This window comes from Planctobacterium marinum (assembly GCF_036322805.1).
Lineage (GTDB): Bacteria > Pseudomonadota > Gammaproteobacteria > Enterobacterales > Alteromonadaceae > Planctobacterium > Planctobacterium marinum_A.
In genome coordinates, this window is record NZ_AP027272.1 from 1 (window position 1) to 12685 (window position 12685).

Annotated in this window: 11 protein-coding genes; 5 read left to right on the forward strand and 6 right to left on the reverse strand. The window is 40.9% G+C overall.

The features are described 5' to 3' along the window. Positions 1-100 precede the first annotated feature (100 nt). The 4 genes from dnaA to gyrB are packed head-to-tail and all read left to right on the forward strand — an operon-like array spanning position 101 to position 6167. Positions 101-1501, forward strand: a complete 1401-nt coding sequence (gene dnaA / locus AABA75_RS00005) for a chromosomal replication initiator protein DnaA (RefSeq protein ID WP_338290247.1) — start codon at positions 101-103, stop codon at positions 1499-1501. A gap of 11 nt (positions 1502-1512) precedes the next feature. Then, complete coding sequence (gene dnaN / locus AABA75_RS00010; RefSeq protein ID WP_338290248.1) at positions 1513-2616, forward strand: DNA polymerase III subunit beta; 1104 nt, start codon at positions 1513-1515, stop codon at positions 2614-2616. A 10-nt stretch (positions 2617-2626) separates the two neighbouring features. Next, positions 2627-3745: a DNA replication/repair protein RecF gene (gene recF / locus AABA75_RS00015; RefSeq protein WP_338290249.1), complete on the forward strand. Its 1119-nt coding sequence runs from the start codon at positions 2627-2629 to the stop codon at positions 3743-3745. Then, entirely contained in the window at positions 3738-6167 is a 2430-nt protein-coding gene (gene gyrB, locus AABA75_RS00020) for a DNA topoisomerase (ATP-hydrolyzing) subunit B (RefSeq protein WP_338290251.1), read from the forward strand. Before recF ends, gyrB begins: the two co-directional genes overlap by 8 nt. A gap of 42 nt (positions 6168-6209) precedes the next feature. On the opposite strand, the gene AABA75_RS00025 is transcribed toward gyrB, so the two are convergent. From AABA75_RS00025 to AABA75_RS00050, 6 genes are all read right to left on the reverse strand, one after another. After that, positions 6210-6659, reverse strand: a complete 450-nt coding sequence (locus AABA75_RS00025) for a hypothetical protein (protein ID WP_338290252.1) — start codon at positions 6657-6659, stop codon at positions 6210-6212. A 4-nt stretch (positions 6660-6663) separates the two neighbouring features. Then, positions 6664-8742 (reverse strand): glycine--tRNA ligase subunit beta, encoded by a 2079-nt coding sequence (gene glyS / locus AABA75_RS00030; protein ID WP_338290253.1) that lies wholly within the window; start codon positions 8740-8742, stop codon positions 6664-6666. 23 nt (positions 8743-8765) lie between these two features. Beyond that, a complete protein-coding gene (glyQ, locus tag AABA75_RS00035) occupies positions 8766-9668 on the reverse strand; it encodes a glycine--tRNA ligase subunit alpha (protein ID WP_338290254.1) in 903 nt (300 codons plus the stop codon). 170 nt (positions 9669-9838) lie between these two features. Continuing rightward, on the reverse strand, positions 9839-10303 hold the full coding sequence (locus tag AABA75_RS00040; RefSeq protein ID WP_338290255.1) for a DUF2489 domain-containing protein: 465 nt from the start codon (positions 10301-10303) through the stop codon (positions 9839-9841). Then, positions 10303-10827 (reverse strand): Der GTPase-activating protein YihI, encoded by a 525-nt coding sequence (gene yihI / locus AABA75_RS00045; RefSeq protein ID WP_338290256.1) that lies wholly within the window; start codon positions 10825-10827, stop codon positions 10303-10305. Before yihI ends, AABA75_RS00040 begins: the two co-directional genes overlap by 1 nt. Before the next feature lie 332 nt (positions 10828-11159). Beyond that, positions 11160-11783, reverse strand: a complete 624-nt coding sequence (locus tag AABA75_RS00050; RefSeq protein ID WP_338290257.1) for a c-type cytochrome — start codon at positions 11781-11783, stop codon at positions 11160-11162. A gap of 165 nt (positions 11784-11948) precedes the next feature. Between AABA75_RS00050 and yihA the strand changes: the two genes are divergently transcribed. Continuing rightward, positions 11949-12566 carry a ribosome biogenesis GTP-binding protein YihA/YsxC gene (yihA, locus tag AABA75_RS00055; protein WP_338290258.1) on the forward strand — a complete coding sequence of 206 codons (618 nt, stop codon included), beginning with the start codon at positions 11949-11951 and terminating at the stop codon, positions 12564-12566. Positions 12567-12685: the final 119 nt, after the last annotated feature.

The following is a 12685-nucleotide window of genomic DNA, read 5'->3' on the forward strand; positions in this document are numbered from 1 at the left end:
ATTATGGTGTAATTGCGTTGTACATTTATTCACAGTTATACGATAATTCACTGCTAGCCCGAAAAAAATAAAAATTAAACGACAGAGTATTTTTTCTATTATGCAAATTTGGCAAAGTTGCCTGAAACGACTTCAGGAAGATCTCCCGGCACAACAGTACAGCATGTGGTTGAGACCATTAGAGCCTGAAGTTGAAGGGAACTGCTTAACGCTATTTGCTCCAAACCGATTCGTATTAGATTGGGTAAGGGATAAGTATTTGGGGCAAATTAGCGATCTTATTGCAGAATATTCGGATAATGCCGATCTCACTCTCAAGTTTGATGTAATTTCTAATAAGCAACAGAGTGCCCCAGTTGCTCCGGTTTCACCGGCGGTTCAATTCGCACCTCAAGTACCTGTTGTTGCTCCTGCTAAGGTTGAGCCGACCAGGCCAGTCAAAAGTGCTGCAGCGCCAGTAGAAGTAAAGCCTGCTGCGCAGAAAAGTAACATCAATAAAAACTATCAGTTTGACAATTTCGTAGAAGGTAAGAGTAACCAATTAGCAAGGGCAGCTGCTCAGCAAGTTGCAGACAACCCCGGTGGTTCTTATAACCCGCTATTTATCTATGGTGGTACCGGTTTGGGTAAAACCCACCTGTTACACGCTGTAGGTAATGGCATTATTAAGCAGAAAAAAGATGCCAATGTAGTTTACATGCATTCTGAACGTTTCGTGCAAGACATGGTTAAAGCGTTACAGAATAACGCCATTGAAGAATTTAAGCGTTACTACCGCTCCGTTGATGCATTGTTGATAGATGATATTCAGTTTTTCGCAAATAAAGAACGTTCTCAAGAAGAGTTCTTTCATACATTTAATGCATTACTCGAAGAAAATCAGCAGGTTATATTAACATCTGATCGTTATCCGAAAGAGATTGATGGCGTTGATGATCGTTTGAAATCACGATTTGGTTGGGGCCTAACCATTATCATTGAGCCACCTGAACTCGAAACACGTGTCGCCATTTTGATGAAAAAAGCCGCTGAGAACCGCGTTAATTTGCCCAACGAAGTCGCGTTCTTCATCGCAAAGAGATTGCGCACTAATGTTCGAGAATTGGAAGGTGCATTAAATCGTGTCATCGCAAACGCTAATTTCACCGGAAAGCCCATCACAATTGAATTTGTTCGCGATGCACTAAGAGATTTACTTGCACTTCAGGATAAACTTGTAACAATAGACAACATACAAAAGACAACAGCTGAATACTACAAAATAAAAGTATCTGACCTGTTATCCAAGCGTCGTAGTAGAAGCGTGGCGAGGCCAAGACAAATTGCTATGGCCTTAGCTAAGGAACTCACTAACCATAGTCTACCTGAAATAGGGGATGCCTTCGGTGGTAGAGATCACACTACTGTTTTACATGCATGTAGAAAAGTTAAAGAGCTGAAAGACGAAAATCACAGCGTGAAAGAAGACTTTCAGAATTTAATCCGAACCTTGTCGTCATAAAGAGAATAAAAATGAGATTTTCGATAGCGCGCGAAGACTTTCTGACACCTTTACAACTTGTTTCCGGGGCGGTAGAAAAGAGACATACATTGCCCATTTTGTCTAATGTACTAATTAAAGTTGAAGAAGGTTCTCTTTGGCTAACAGGCACTGATTTAGAAGTCGAACTGATTGCAAGTACGGTATTAAGCGGAGATGTTGTAGACGGTGAGGTAACTGTACCAGCGAGAAAGCTGTTTGATATCTGTCGTAGCCTCGCTCCAGAAGCTAACATAGAGTTCTTTGTTGATGGCAGTAAAGTATTGGTAAAAAGTGCTCGAAGTCGTTACACGCTATCAACTCTACCTGCTGATGATTACCCAAATCTTGAAGATTGGGAAGGTGAAATCGAATTTGAAATTTCACAAAAGAACTTACGTTCTTTAATCGAGAAAACCCACTTCTCCATGGCACAGCAAGATGTACGTTACTATTTAAATGGATTGTCACTGGAACTTGAGGGAGATCTAATTCGCTCTGTTGCAACCGATGGTCACAGACTTGCTTTGAGTAAGCACATTCTAGACGGCGCTGCATTTCCTACCAGTCAGGTAATCATTCCCAGAAAAGGGGTTATGGAAATCCTGCGCTTGATTGGTGATGAAGATTCCTCACTTAAGATACAGATTGGGTCAAATCACATTCGTTTATACTCAGCTGAATTTATTTTTACCAGTAAACTGGTGGACGGAAGGTTTCCTGACTACCGCAGAGTCTTACCCAGAGACGGTGATAAAACAGTTCTTGCGAACAAGTCGTTGTTAAAAGATGCCTTAACACGTGCTTCTATTCTTTCTAACGAAAAATTTCGTGGTATTCGCTTAGATTTAAGCAGCGCTGAGTTGCAAATAACAGCAAATAACCCGGAGCAAGAAGAAGCTGTCGAGGTTATTGATGTTGACTATCAAGGTGATTCATTAGAGATTGGTTTCAACGTTGCATATTTAATAGATGTTCTAGGCGCTATAGATGATGAAACTATCAAACTAACTTTAGCTGATTCTAATAGTAGTGCTTTGGTAGAGGCACAGTCTACTGATAAATGTCTGTATGTCGTTATGCCCATGAGACTGTAATTACAGTTATATGATTCTAAAGCAATTGATGTTATCCGATTTTAGAAACATCAAAGAGATAGATTTGACACTTTCTGAGGGCTGTAATGTCATCAGTGGCGACAATGGTTCTGGAAAGACATCACTGCTGGAAGCGATTTATTTATTTTGGAATGGTCGTTCTTTCAGAAGCTCGAGGATTCAAGATACTGTTAATGTAGACGGGAAAAGCGTGCTTATTCGTGGTAATGCGGAAGATGATGAGCAAGTTTTTCCTTTTGGCTTTCAGTATACTAAGCAAGACAAAAGCCGGCTTTATAAATTCAATGGCGAGACTATTCGTAGAAGTTCTGACTTAGCTACCTTGTTACCTGTCTATTATTTTTCTCCGCAAACTGACAATCTGGTATCCGGGTCTGCAGGGTCTCGAAGGAGTCTATTGTTTTGGTACTTGTTCCACGTGGAACCAACGTTTAGAGAACGCTTCTCATCGTTACAAAAAGCGGTAAAGCAGCGCAATCAATTACTACGTTCGGGTGGTGGAGAATCTGAGTTTAGTTTTTGGGAGAACCAAATTACTGAGCTATCCGACGAACTAAGGCTAAGTACTGAACACAGGATGATAGCTTTAGAAAAACAATTCAGCCTCGAATGTGGGGAAATCGAAGATGCCGAATACAATATAGAATCTCTGTTAAACAGAATAAAGGGTATTAGTGCCAAATACTCATGGGAAGCAAAAGCGGATTTAGCATTAGCGTTAAGTGAAAAAAGAACTTATGAGGCCAAATTGGGCTATACCACATTAGGCTTTCAAAAATGCGATTTTGGTTTTGACACAAATTATAATAAGCGAAATTTTAGCCGTGGCGAAGAGAAAACCCTCACATTAATCTTAATGATTTCGATTTTGAAAACGGTTTACTTTGAAACAAAAAAAAGTATTTTATTTCTGATAGATGACCTTTCCGCCGAATTGGATAGTAAGTTTATCAGGTTGCTTTTAGATAAACTGGCTTCTTTGCCATTACAACTATTTATTACGACACTAACTAAAGACTCACTTTTTGAATCCGTAAGTGAATACTTTTCGAAATTCAAAATGTTTCACGTGAAACAAGGTGGAGTCGTTGAGGAACAAAATGTCTGAAGAAAATAACAATTATGACTCTTCGAGTATCAAAGTTTTAAAAGGCCTTGATGCTGTAAGAAAACGTCCAGGTATGTATATTGGCGACACTGATGATGGAACGGGCTTGCATCATATGGTGTTTGAAGTGGTGGATAATTCCATTGATGAAGCACTAGCTGGCCATTGCTCTGACATCATAGTTAAAATACATCTCGATGGCTCGGTGTCTGTACAAGACGATGGACGCGGCATTCCTACAGAAATACATCCAGAAGAAGGGGTATCTGCAGCAGAAGTAATTCTTACAGTCCTACACGCAGGCGGTAAATTTGATGATAACTCCTACAAAGTTTCAGGTGGCTTACATGGTGTAGGTGTCTCTGTTGTAAACGCACTTTCCAAAAAGTTAATGTTACGAATTCGTCGTAATGGTGAAATTTTTGAACAAGAGTATACTCACGGTGAGCCTGATTATCCGCTGAAGTCTGTGGGTACCTGTCAAGACAAAGGTACAACCATTCATTTTTGGCCTAGTGAAGACACCTTTACTAACACCGAATACCATTACGATATCTTGGCAAAACGCCTACGTGAGCTGTCTTTTCTTAATTCTGGTGTGTCAATTCGACTGATTGATGAGCGTGATGGCAAAGAAGATCACTTCATGTATGAGGGGGGGATTAAGGCTTTTGTTGAGTACCTAAACCAAAATAAAACCTCAATTCATCCTAGCGTATTCCATTTTGTTACAGAAAGAGATGATGGTGTAACCGTAGAAGTTGCAATGCAATGGAATGACTCTTTTCAGGAAAATATTTTTTGTTTTACTAACAACATCCCACAACGCGATGGTGGTACACATTTGGCTGGCTTCAGAGGGGCGCTGACCAGAACGTTGAACAACTATATGGAAAGTGAAGGGCTCAATAAAAAAGCTAAAGCTAATACAACTACTACTGGTGACGATGCCAGAGAAGGTTTAACAGCTGTTGTATCAGTTAAAGTTCCCGATCCAAAATTCTCGTCACAAACAAAAGATAAGCTAGTTTCATCTGAAGTAAAATCTGCTGTAGAAACATCAATGGGCGAAAAACTCAGTGAGTTTCTCTTGGAGAATCCGACGGATGCAAAAACCGTAGCCAACAAAATTATTGATGCCGCCAGAGCTCGTGAGGCAGCTCGCAAAGCGCGTGAAATGACACGTAGAAAAGGCGCATTGGATTTAGCTGGCTTACCCGGTAAATTGGCAGATTGTCAGGAAAAAGACCCTGCGCTATCTGAACTGTATATAGTGGAGGGTGACTCCGCTGGAGGTTCTGCGAAGCAAGGTAGAAATCGTAAAAACCAAGCTATTCTCCCTCTAAAAGGTAAAATCCTGAATGTGGAAAAAGCACGATTTGATAAGATGCTTTCTTCTCAAGAGGTAGCCACTCTAATTACTGCTTTGGGTTGTGGTATTGGTAGAGATGAATACGACCCAGAAAAATTACGCTATCACAACATCATCATCATGACTGATGCCGATGTTGACGGTTCTCACATCAGAACCTTATTGCTTACTTTTTTCTACCGTCAAATGACTGAAATCATTGAAAGAGGCCATATCTATATTGCTCAACCACCCCTATACAAAACTAAAAAAGGTAAGCAAGAGCAATACTTGAAAGATGATGAAGCCTTAGAAGCCTTCCTTATCAACATTGCACTTGATAATGCTTCAATTCACGTAAACGAAAACGCTCCTCCAATTCAGGGTGGTGGCTTAGAGACGCTTGTTAAACAATATACAACCACTACTAAGTTAATAAAGCGTATGTCCAGGATCTATCCAAAACACATTCTAAATAACTTAGTGTATTCAGACGTGATGGATGTTGAACTGCTGCAGAACCCTGAAAAAGCAGCAGAATTTGCCAAAAACTTTGAAGCACAATTAACCGAATCTGAAAAAGATGGTGCACTCTATACTGTTACGGCTGAGCATGATGAAGAGCAGAATAGCCAAAAAATAGTTGTTGTCGTTCGTCAACACGGTGTAGATACTACTTTTAAGTTTAATAGCGACTTTGTTAAGTCAGGTGAGTTACAACAAATTAATGCGTTAAATAAAGCTATTAATAATCTCTTTGAAGAAAGCGGTTATGTCAAACGCGGAGAGAAGGTGCATCAGGTAGCCAACTTTGCAGAAGCATTTGATTGGTTAATGGCTGAATCAAAGAAAGGTCAGTATATACAGCGATACAAAGGGCTTGGTGAGATGAACCCTGAACAGTTATGGGAGACCACCATGGATCCTGAAACCAGACGTATGCTTCAGGTATCCATCGAAGATGCCATTGGAGCAGATCAACTATTTACTACTCTGATGGGTGATAACGTTGAGCCACGTAAGTTATTCATACAGGAAAATGCACTTAAAGTGACTAATCTGGATGTCTAACCTTTGATATCGATATAAAAAAGGCTCCTTATGGAGCCTTTTTTACATCTTAAACACTGATACCTTAGGGGCTGACCAACCACTAAAGTCAATTTGAAAAATGTATTTTCCCGATTCTTTCGGAACAAACACGAAGTTATCCACCGGCGTGTTGCAATTGGCGCTAACGGTTTTGTTTAACTTCAAATACTCGTCAGAATCCTTATTTTTATAACCACAACTTAACCCTTCGGACCAAGCTTTATCAGCAAATTTAAAGTCATAAGGTTGGCCGTCAGCGACGAGCTCTACAACGACTCGATAAATATTCTCTTCAAACTGTACAACTTTATAAGCATCGTCAGCTTCCCACCAGGTAAAACTGCCTCTAAGATAAAGTTCACCATAAGAAGGCTTATCATTATCTAAACCGTCTACGAAGGTTTTGGTTGAACTACAACCTGCTAGTGTTGCGGTTATCAAGAGCGTGCTGAATAGGGACTTAAACTTCAAGATCTTATCCCTGTAATAGTGAAATATCGGCTACGGACAAAAACACACTTCTAATTGTTGCAATTAGTGCAAATCGATTTTGCTTTATTGCCTCATCATCTGCATTTACCATAACTTTATCAAAAAATGTTGCTATTGGTGTTCTTAAAGACGCTAACTCATTTAATCGATCTGAATAAGCTTCAGCGGAGAGTGACATAGTCGACTCTGTGCTAATTTCATTAAGACCGGCCCATAGCACTTTTTCTTCTTCTTCTACGAATAATGAAGCATCCACTTTTGTCGTGCCTGCATTATTTTTTGCAAGGATATTAGCGATACGCTTATTGGATTCTGACAGTATTGCCATGGTATCACGGTTGTTTTCAATAAAGTTAGTAAGTGCTTCTAAGCGATACTTGATAGTTTCTATTGAGTTACCAGCTACTTCAATTACCGAGCGAACGGTATTGACTTGATGGCCTTGTTCGATAAAGAAGTTTTCAAGGCGTGCATTGAAAAACTGAATTAGTTGTTCTTGCCAGTCTTGATTGTTTAGAGTGCCTTGTGCATAAAAGCCGGCAGACAGGTTCAGTAGGGCCTTGAAATCAAGATTAATATCGTTTTCCAATACTACCTTTATAATACCTAGAGTGGCTCTGCGCAGTGCAAATGGATCCTTGTCACCTTTAGGCAATATACCAATACCAAAAATCCCTGTGAGTGTGTCTAACCGCTCTGCAATAGACACTATCTTAGCTGTATCAGATGCGGGAAGAGAATCTGACGCTGAACGCGGTTTGTAGTGATCGGCAATGGCGGTAGCAACTTCGGAGACTTCTCCATCGTTTAAGGCATAGCATTGGCCCATATAGCCTTGAACATCAGGAAATTCATAAACCACTTTAGAAGTTAGATCTGACTTGGCCAACAGTCCCGCTCGATAGCACAACTCTGGATCACCAATCTGTAATTTTTGAGTAAGAGCTCGGCTTAGATTTGCCACTCGTTCTGATTTTTCAAATAACGTACCTAGTTGTTTTTGATAAACAATTGATTTAAGACTATCTAGTCTTGTTTCTGTAGCTACTGATAAATCATACTCATAAAAGAATTTTGCGTCAGCCAGGCGGGGGCGAACCACCTTCTCATTACCACTTATCACAGTGTCGGGATTGTTACTGGAAATATTTGAAACAAACAGAAAGCGATTAAGTAACTTTCCATCGTTGTTTGACAGAAGGGGGAAATAGCGCTGGTCGTCTTTCATTGTGTAAATGAGAGGTTCCTTTGGAACATTAAGAAAGCTCTCATCAAATTCAGCACTCAATACTACAGGGTATTCTACTAAACTTGTTACTTCTTCAACGAGGTCATCATCCTCAACGACTTTACCGTTAAATTGCACAGCTGTCTGATTTAGAGACTGTACTATGTTGGCTTTACGTTTTTCAAAATCGGCGATGACATTGAGACTATTTAACTGGCTTTCATAGCTTTCTGCGCTATGTAGTTCATGCAGACCGGGAGAATGAAAACGATGCCCCATAACCAAGTTGTTGGCCTTTTTACCAAAAAGCTCTACAGGTATTACTTTATCATTAAAGAGACAGCACAGGTTGTGTACGGGCCTCACAAACTGATGATCGCTGTCGCCCCAGCGCATTACTTTGGGAACCGGAAGTTTTGATGCTGACGTATCCAGGATGTTTTGCAAGCAAGAATCAATATTCTTACCTGTTTCCTGGATGGTAACTTGTAGCCATTCACCTTTCGGTGTTTCGACAACCGTCGCTTCTTCTAAAGTTATGTTATTTGACTTGGCCCAACCCAAAGCTGCTTTTGTAGGCTCACCTGAAGCATCATAAGCACTTTTTACTGGCGGCCCTTTTTTTACCAACTCAATGTCTTCCTGTTTTTCAGACAAACCTGATATTAGTAACGAAAGACGTCTTGGCGTCGCAAACCACTGAGTAGACTGAAAGGTAAATCTTGCTTGTTTTAAGCCATCAACAATATTGGACTGGAAAGTCTGACCTAACGTTCTAAGTGCCTTTGGTGGCAACTCTTCGCAAGCCAGTTCTATAACTAAATTATTACTCACGTTCTGTTAATCCTTAAAACTAATTATTTAGTGGTGCACATGGGGAAGCCAAGCTCTTCTCGAGCTTTGTAGAATGCTTCAGCACACGCTTTTGCTAGCGTCCGCACTCGTAAAATATAACGTTGTCTTTCTGTAACTGAAATCGCCTGGCGCGCATCTAAAAGATTGAAATAATGCGATGCTTTCATTACTTGTTCATAAGCGGGTAGTGGCAGAGATTGCTCTATCAACAATTGGCTCTGTTTTTCTGCTTCATCAAAGTAGCGGAACATATTATCTACATCGGCAAGTTCAAAGTTGTACTTTGATTGCTCAACTTCGTTTTGATGAAAAATATCGCCATAAGTGACTTTACCAAATGGACCGTTTGCCCAGACTAGATCGTAAATAGAGTCAACACCTTGCACATACATAGCGAGACGCTCTAGACCATAAGTGATTTCCCCGGTTACCGGTTTGCACTCAAGCCCACCAACCTGTTGGAAGTAAGTGAATTGCGTTACTTCCATACCATTGAGCCATACCTCCCAACCAAGACCCCAGGCTCCTAGAGTGGGTGATTCCCAGTTGTCTTCCACAAAGCGGATGTCATGCTCAAGTGGGTCAAAGCCCATCTCTTTTAATGAACCCAAATACAACTCCTGAATATTCTCTGGAGAAGGTTTAAGCATTACCTGAAACTGGTAGTAGTGTTGTAAGCGGTTTGGGTTTTCGCCATAGCGACCGTCGGTTGGTCTTCTACAGGGTTGCACGTAAGCACTGCTAATAGGCTCAGGACCTATAGCACGTAAAAAAGTCATGGGATGAAATGTGCCAGCTCCCACTTCTAAGTCCAGAGGTTGCACTATGACACAACCCTGCCTGGCCCAATAATCCTGTAGGCTTAAGATGAGCCCTTGAAAGGTTTTTAAATCGTAATTCGCCATATAACTGTCAATTCAACCAAAATGGGCGAAGTATAACTCTTGTAGTGCTTATTATGTAGCCCAAAAGCCTTGTGAACCGCTTATTTCTGGAATAATAAGCGGAATATTGGGAGGGGGATGAAAAATGACTTAGTAATACAGCTGAGAAACAAGGTATTGGCTTGTAACAATCAAGATTTTTGTCGCAACACCACTATGAATTGTTCTAATTCTTTTAATATTCGTTGTTCCCACTGTGCTTCAAGCTCTTCTCTTTCTGCATCCAGTTTTAACAACTGAAGTTTATTTAACTTCTTCCTTGCTGACAGGATAGGGTGGTGCTGTATCTTGAGATAAAACTGCGCAGAGTGGGGCAGTAACTGTTGGAAATTAAGCTCCTGCACTGATAATGCGTCTAAAAGCCCCCTGATCCTGATCACCGCCTCACTGATGCCGCATTGCTGTTGTAAAGTGGCTCTGGCAATCACATCAAGACTTTCTGTAATATCTTTTAGTCTGGCTGCATTGACACTTTTAACACGTACTTTCTGCTGATGCAGTTTGTACACCAGGTGGCCTGCATATCCTGCCAGACTCAGAATGATGGCCGCAGCGATTAAACTGATACTAAGCCAATGAGTTTCAATTAAGTTCATCAGTAAAACTTACCGGGGGATTTTTCCAGCATGTCCAGTAAATCGTCAGACTCAGGAACCACCTGAGGAGCGTCCTCTTCATCTGCATCAACACTAATACCCAATAACTCGCAAAGTGTTTTGTGTCTTGCTAATAGTTGATCTACATAAAGCTCTTCTGTTTTATCAACACTCTGGCCGTCATCCATTTTATCCATTAGCGCCTGTAATCGGGTGTCGTTTTCTATGTAGTTTAGTTCTTCCTGCGGCGTTTTGAATTTGGGTATTAAACGCTTGTTATTGTTTTGCTCGGCCTTTTCATTCGACAACAAAGAGATCTTCTTTTTACTACCTAAACGGCGGTCTTTTTTGTCGGCTGTGTTACCTGGTTGATTTCCACCGGGATTGCCGTCTTTCAGGCTGTTTCGATTTCCGGGGGCTTTACCATTTAACTTTTTATTTCTTTTGGGTGCGTTTTCAGTCGGCCTGACTTTTGGCCTTGGAGCAGATTGAGTGACCTTTCGAGTTTTTTTAACACGAGGCATAGAATATTTTCTCTGATGAATGATGGGGAATTAACTAGTAGGGATTATAGGATATTTATTGAGAGACAAAAACAAGAAACGGTGCTGATGCACCGTTGTTTCTAAAACAGGTTATAGAGAAACCATGATCCCTTCAGTAACCAATCTTGTTGTAATCCCGTGTTTATTATTTTTGTTCGGGACCTTTTTATTTTATGTCATCGTGACACTTATTATTTCTTCCTTGTTCCCAAGAAGTAGGTTGAAGGGGGTAAATTAATATTCCCTGCTCAACCTTGGGACGTAAGAATACACGATGTTAAAAATTTTACAACTTATTTACAAAAACGAAATTAATGCAATCCGGAAACATAAAGTGACAGTACGCGGATGTCTTCGTCAGTTAACTTTTTAGCTATATCGCGCATCATGCCGTTGAGGTCGTTGGCACGTTGACCGCTTCTGAACTGTTCAAGTTGAGATTTAGTATAATCGCTGTGTTGACCACTAATATCCGGAAAATTGGCCAGTTCCATGCCATTTCCTCTAGGACCGTGACAAGCGATACAAGCGGTAATACCACGCTCCAGATCTCCACCAGTGTAAAGTGCTTTGCCCGCTTCAATAACATCTTCTGGCGTCTCGCCTTTACTCATAGTTTGACTGGCAAACCACGCAGACAAGTCGGCAATATCTTGATCAGACAAACCGGCCGCCATGCCATTCATTACTGCGTTATTTCTGCCTTCAGCACCACCAGTTTGTGAGGCTAGTCTAAAGTCCATAAGCTGCTTAGCCAGGTAACCTTCGTGCTGTCCTGCGATTTTAGGGTTCATAGGGATCATGCTATTTCCGTCATTGCCATGACATGCAGCACAGGTTGCTGCTTTTGATTTACCAGCCTCGGCATCACCCTCAGCAAACGCCATTTGACCAAAACCTGCAGCTAGTCCAAGCAATAAAAGCCATTTTTTCATAGTGGTTCTCAAGTAATTCTTGTTAAAATCGTTTAGTAATCAGGTATTTTACACACTTTGAAACACAGGAAAACAGCATAAAAGATATTCTGAGTAATTATCTGTTGTTGTTTTGCAGTTTCCAATGCAAAAACTTTAGCAGAATTTACAGAGAAAACAGTTACCGTGAGCATTTATTCTAAAGCAACATTTACTATTAGCGCCCCTGATATAAGGCATTTAAAGGTTGATGAGGGCATTGAAGTCGCTTTTGCCGGACGCTCCAATGCTGGTAAATCCAGCGCCTTGAATGCTTTGACGCGGCAAAAAAGCCTGGCGCGTACCAGTAAAACCCCGGGTCGAACACAACAGATTAACGTATTTGAAATTGCCGAAGATAAAAGACTAATCGATCTTCCCGGATATGGATTTGCCCAGGTGCCAAAGGCAATGAAAGAAAAGTGGCAAAGAGCATTGGGTGAATATCTTGAAAAACGACAGAGTCTAAAAGGCTTAGTGGTTTTAATGGATATCAGACACCCTTTAAAAGATCTCGATCAGCAATTGATTAGCTGGGCGGTCGCCAGTGAGATCCCCGTGCTGGCGCTGTTAACTAAAGCAGACAAGCTCAAATCGGGGAAACGAAAAGCCCAGGTGGCTATGGCTCAAGAGGCTGCTATGGCGTTTTGTGGCGATGTTGAAGTCGCTGCATTCTCTTCCACGAGTAAAATAGGATTGCCTATACTGGAGAGTAAATTAAATCATTGGTTTGGGTTTGATAACGAAACTGATGAACAGGTTTGACTATTTAAGCGCAGATAAAAGAAACCCCTCCAGAGGAGGGGCTATTTAACAGAGAAAACACACACAACTATATACATAGACCGAGCTAATTCTGATTAGTTCACAAATAAATAAATTTT

Coding starts and splice junctions, on each gene's coding strand:
- yihI (WP_338290256.1), bottom strand. CDS start 10,827: ATGCCTCGTGTTAAAAAAACTCGAAAGGTCACTCAATCTGCTCCAAGG.
- AABA75_RS00050 (WP_338290257.1), bottom strand. CDS start 11,783: ATGAAAAAATGGCTTTTATTGCTTGGACTAGCTGCAGGTTTTGGTCAA.
- glyQ (WP_338290254.1), bottom strand. CDS start 9,668: ATGGCGAATTACGATTTAAAAACCTTTCAAGGGCTCATCTTAAGCCTA.
- gyrB (WP_338290251.1), top strand. CDS start 3,738: ATGTCTGAAGAAAATAACAATTATGACTCTTCGAGTATCAAAGTTTTA.
- dnaA (WP_338290247.1), top strand. CDS start 101: ATGCAAATTTGGCAAAGTTGCCTGAAACGACTTCAGGAAGATCTCCCG.
- recF (WP_338290249.1), top strand. CDS start 2,627: ATGATTCTAAAGCAATTGATGTTATCCGATTTTAGAAACATCAAAGAG.
- dnaN (WP_338290248.1), top strand. CDS start 1,513: ATGAGATTTTCGATAGCGCGCGAAGACTTTCTGACACCTTTACAACTT.
- AABA75_RS00040 (WP_338290255.1), bottom strand. CDS start 10,303: ATGAACTTAATTGAAACTCATTGGCTTAGTATCAGTTTAATCGCTGCG.